At 58.8% G+C, this 4,667-nt stretch carries 4 protein-coding genes; all 4 read right to left on the bottom strand.

Features of this window, described 5'->3' with window-relative positions; all coding sequences use genetic code 11:
• Nucleotides 1-485: 485 nt before the first annotated feature.
• The gene (locus tag AAC01S_RS18070; RefSeq protein WP_067625789.1) at nucleotides 486-1,511 is read right to left on the bottom strand and encodes a rod shape-determining protein; all 1,026 of its coding nucleotides are present in this window, start codon (nucleotides 1,509-1,511) and stop codon (nucleotides 486-488) included.
• A gap of 95 nt (nucleotides 1,512-1,606) precedes the next feature.
• Nucleotides 1,607-1,915 carry a sporulation transcriptional regulator SpoIIID gene (spoIIID, locus tag AAC01S_RS18065; RefSeq protein ID WP_067625787.1) on the bottom strand — a complete coding sequence of 103 codons (309 nt, stop codon included), beginning with the start codon at nucleotides 1,913-1,915 and terminating at the stop codon, nucleotides 1,607-1,609.
• Between the two features lie 299 nt (nucleotides 1,916-2,214).
• The gene (locus tag AAC01S_RS18060) at nucleotides 2,215-2,922 is read right to left on the bottom strand and encodes a M23 family metallopeptidase (RefSeq protein WP_067625784.1); all 708 of its coding nucleotides are present in this window, start codon (nucleotides 2,920-2,922) and stop codon (nucleotides 2,215-2,217) included.
• A gap of 102 nt (nucleotides 2,923-3,024) precedes the next feature.
• Entirely contained in the window at nucleotides 3,025-4,392 is a 1,368-nt protein-coding gene (locus AAC01S_RS18055) for a SpoIID/LytB domain-containing protein (RefSeq protein ID WP_245630291.1), read from the bottom strand.
• Nucleotides 4,393-4,667: the final 275 nt, after the last annotated feature.

Genomic DNA, 4,667 nt, shown 5'->3' with positions numbered 1-4,667 from the left:
CGGATAACGGTACTTTTGTCCCTTATCCGGGCGGCGGCTCCCCGCCTTCGGCGCCGCTCGGTGCCGATAACGGTACTTTTGCCCCTTATTCACGACTGTGCGCGGCCCGAGGTCTTCGGGCCTGCGGCGATAACGGCACTTTTGTCCCTTATCGCAACCGCGTGGTTTGCGGCCGGATCGGATAGCGGTACTTTTGTCCCTTATCCGGGCGGCGGCTCCACGCCTTCGGCGCCGCTCGGTGCCGATAGCGGTACTTTTGCCCCTTATTCACGACTGTGCGCGGCCCGAGGTCTTCGGGCCTGCGGCGATAACGGCACTTTTGTCCCTTATCGCAACCGCGTGGTTTGCGGCCGGATCGGATAGCGGTACTTTTGTCCCTTATCCGGGTTGCGGCTCCACGCCTTCGGCGCCACTCGGTGCCGATAACGGCGCTTTTGTCCCTTATCCGACTTCTACCTCTGCCGAGCCACCCAATCTGCCAGCACTTAGCCCCGCCGGCGACCGGCTCGGCGTCTTTGTTCGCGATACTTGTTCCATTCTGGGCTGTCGAGCACGCGGCCAGTTCCAATGACGACGCAATGCATCGGATTTTCGGCGATGTGGACGGGAATCTGCAGTTCGTCCTGCATGAGCTTGTCCAATCCATCGACGAGTGCGCCGCCGCCTGTGAGCATGACGCCCTTGTCGAAAATGTCGGCGGCCAGTTCCGGAGGCGTTTGTTCCAGAACGGACTTGGTCGCTTGGACGATGGCGTGGATGGGTTCTTGCAGGGCGGATCGCAATTCTTCCGCGTGCACCGTGATGGTTTTCGGAAGGCCGGTCACCATATCGCGTCCGCGCACATCCATGCTGTTGGTGCGGCCGCCGGGATAGACGGTCGCCAGTTCCTTCTTCAACTCTTCCGCGGTCCGTTCGCCGACCATCAAGTTGTATTCGCGGCGTATGTACTTCACGATCGCTTCGTCGAGCTTGTCCCCTGCGATACGAAGAGAAGTGGAGGTCACGACGTCGCCGAGGGACAAGACCGCGATGTCCGTCGTTCCTCCACCAATATCGACGACCATGCTGCCGCTTGGCTCAAAGATGTTGAGACCCGCGCCAATGGCCGCCGCCTTCGGTTCTTCAATTAAATCCACCTGTTTGATGCCGACCGCTTCGGCCGCCTCGCGGACGGCCTTCTGCTCCACCGACGTGATGCCTGCGGGGACGCAGATCATCACGCGCGGTCGGCCAAACGCACTCTTTCCAATGGTTTTGCGGAGAAAGTGCCTGAGCATAATCTCCGTAATCTCGAAATCTGCGATCACGCCTTCGCGCAACGGCCGGATAGCCACGATGTTACCCGGCGTGCGCCCGAGCATACGGCGAGCCTCTTCGCCGACAGCAACCACTTGCTTCGTCACCTGATCTATCGCAACGACGGAAGGTTCATCGAGTACAATCCCTTGTCCTTTGACGTGCACAAGCACGTTTGCGGTTCCTAAGTCGACACCAACATCCCTTGAAAACATGTGCGGCGAGTCCTCCTAATATAGAGCGTGCATGGGAATGGGAAAGTCGTTCATATGTTAGTGCATGAGGTGTAGGAAGCTGATAGGATGTAGTTCTACAACCCGCTCGAAACTCCTTTGCGAGATTCGAAGTTTTTCGACTCAATTTGCGGTTCTTCGTCCTTATGATATTTTAGCTTCGTCGCTTCACCGCCGCGCAGGTGGCGGATCGATTTGTGATACTCGAGAATCTCTTTGACACGGTTCGCCAAGTCCGGGTTGATTTCCGGCAGACGCTCCGTCAAATCCTTGTGCACAGTGCTCTTTGATACCCCGAATTCGCGTGCTATCGTGCGCACGGTGTTCCGGGTCTCGACAATATACTCTCCAATTTTGAGAGTACGCTCCTTGATGTAATCATGCACTCCCCTCGCCTCCCCATACAGGTCAGTTGGTCTGATACATGTATATGAGGGGGTGTACACCGTATGCCTTGGCTCCCTTTCGAACGGCTTGGCCCATTGCCCGGCGAGGATGGAAGAATCGAGATCGAGCCCGTTTTCAGCGAATTTCGACGCTTTACTTCCTGGGAAATAAAATCTGGGGAAATGCCTGTCGAAGGAGCTTTGGACATGCCGAACGGGATCGAAGCAGTGAAAAATGCCAAAAGAAAAACCGCCCGGTTGGTCATGGGCGGTCATGGGAAACGTCATGTCGTGGTAAATTATTGCTTGGGGAGAAGCGTTTCCGGATCGACCGGCGTTCCGTTGTAGTTCACCTGGAAGTACAAGTGGTTGCCTTGCGACTTCTCGAACAGATTGCTGGACGCGGTGCCAAGCGTTTCTCCCTGATGGATGGACTGACCCGGCTTCACGTCGACAGAACCCAACGATTGGTAGGTTTCTGTGTAGCCGCCGGGGCTCTTGACGACGATCTCGTAGCCGTAAAGCGGTTGATCTTCGACAGATTCCACCGTTCCGCTGAGAGCCGATACAACTGTGAACGTAGACCCGTCCTTCGTCTTAATATCGATTCCCTTGTGCGGATAGTAAGTGTTGTCGTAGTCCACCAATGCTTTTGCCTGCTGCGCGGAGCTTCCGTCCACTGGGAAGAAGCCCATGCTCACCGACGCGTTCGTGCCGTCGGCATACGGCCAAATCCACGGTTCCTTCGGCTCTGCTGTCGTCGGCTGCGTCTGGGACGTGGTGGCGTTCGTGCTGGTCGGTTGAACCGAAGTCGGTGTGCTGTTGAACTGGCTCCGGGCATACATCAACCCAATGATCACAGCTGCTGCTCCGAGATAGATTGCTGGGTACAGCCAACGTTTCGACATGACTCGTTTTGCACTCGCAGGACGACCGCTTGTCTTCGGTGCATCCGGTGCCTTGTTTTCCTGGCTAGTTTCCTGATTTGGATGTTGTTTGTCATCCATGTGGCGCTCACCTCAGTAGTGAGTCTCGCCACGTAAACTAGAATCTATACCTGAACCGAAAAAAATCGGCTAGATTTGTGTAACTCTCTTCCAGTTGCCAATTTAGTGCTTCCCGCGCACAAACGCTTGGTCATTCTGCAACGACGTGTGCGGGTAAAAATGGCGAATGATAGTCTCCCACGACTGCCCCGCCATCGCCATAGCCTGCGCTTCGTGCAGGCTCATGCCGAGATCGGAACCGCGGCCGACGCCGTTGATGGCCATCGATCCCGACGACAGCTTCCACGCGAAATCGTCCGATTGCAAGTTCAGCCGCGCGGCGAATTCAGCGCCTGTCACCGTCTTGTCCCCGAGCTTGACCGATTGCACGAAGCCATCCGATCCTCTCGTCAACTGCATGTCCGATAGGCTACTGAGTTTCACGGACATCGCCTGTTCGATGTCGTCGATCGACAGCGTGTCCGTCCATGTCTCCGCCGGGCTGTCCACGTCGTCGGGGCACGGGATTGACACCAGATACGGTATGGCCTGCCCCAGCGCGTCCTCACTCGATCTCGTCTTCCCCGTCGACACCGCACTCATGAACGCCATAATGGGTTTGTTCTGGTACGTGATGATGGTCCCGTCTGTCGCTTCGATGGCCGATTTGAGCTTGATTGTAAAGCCCAACGCTTGATTGGGATACTCCGACTGCAGCTCCGCCTCCGTCACCAACGGCAAGTCCAGGTTCGAGTCATCGGTGAGATCGGCATCGTGTGCGGCGGCAAGCGATCCGGCCACTGGCTCGGCCATCGCACGCACGGCGTACGTGCGTGTCGCGACGGCTGTGGCCTCCAGGCTCGCAATCGGCGCATTCGGCGCAAACTCGGCCGCCAGCACTTCGAAGATGTACTCGTTCAGCGGCAGCGCTTGTGTCGTTCCACTCGCCGGATCGTACACGCGAATCGTCGTCGCGGCGTCGCGCATATCGATCCACGCCGTCACATCGGGCATCGGCCCACGCTGCGCCAGCTTGGCAACCCCCATCGGCACGCCAACCATGCCCACGAACACCAGCGCGATGCGCCCGCCCACCCGCAGCGCAACGTTCCGCCGCCACGCCTGGTACAGCCGACTCCCCGCCGCGATCGCGATGCCCGCACCGCAGCGCAGGATGGCCTGGACCGCGGCGCGGGTGCTGGCGGATGCGCCAGGGCCGGTGACGGGCGCGGCGGTGGCGGCGCGGGTGCTGGCGCGGACCGCGACGGCGCGCTGCACGGTGCGTGGGAGCGTCCGCAAGCGGTCGATGACCCGCCTCGTGCCATCGACCGCTGGCCGTAAGTTGGCCGCAGATGCGCGCTGCTGCTCGGATTTCACGCGCGACAGGCGGCGCGTGCCCTGTCGCAGGGTGCCCTGCTGCAGCGTATGCCGTCGCCCGCCCCACCGCCTGAGAAACTGGTTTCCGCTGATGATAGTTGGCTGCTTGGGCATGTGAGTACGTTCTCCTCTCATCTCGATCACATTGGTAGCTATGAACACGCCTCTTCAGGACAACCTCTATATTTGAGGAATATGCGCGCGCCCAGAGATTATGAAAGATTCGCTCGAGATTGATAGGTTGCGGACTCCACGAATGCCGGGAAACTGGGACGGCGATGGGATGTACTTTCTGGGCCGAACGCGAGAGTTGAAGATGAGAGGATTCGGATGGAACCGGCCTCGGCCGGTTCGTACGTTTTGGAGGGCGGGGTGCGGGGGGCTGGGGG

This window comes from Alicyclobacillus acidiphilus NBRC 100859, assembly GCF_001544355.1.
Classification (GTDB): Bacteria; Bacillota; Bacilli; order Alicyclobacillales; family Alicyclobacillaceae; genus Alicyclobacillus; species Alicyclobacillus acidiphilus.
The sequence above is the reverse complement of the archived record's forward strand: the minus strand, read 5'-3'. Positions and strand labels throughout refer to the sequence as shown.

Excerpts from the sequence above, each read along its gene's own strand:
- AAC01S_RS18055 (WP_245630291.1), bottom strand. The coding sequence starts at position 4,392 with ATGCCCAAGCAGCCAACTATCATCAGCGGAAACCAGTTTCTCAGGCGG.
- AAC01S_RS18060 (WP_067625784.1), bottom strand. The coding sequence starts at position 2,922 with ATGGATGACAAACAACATCCAAATCAGGAAACTAGCCAGGAAAACAAG.
- AAC01S_RS18070 (WP_067625789.1), bottom strand. The coding sequence starts at position 1,511 with ATGTTTTCAAGGGATGTTGGTGTCGACTTAGGAACCGCAAACGTGCTT.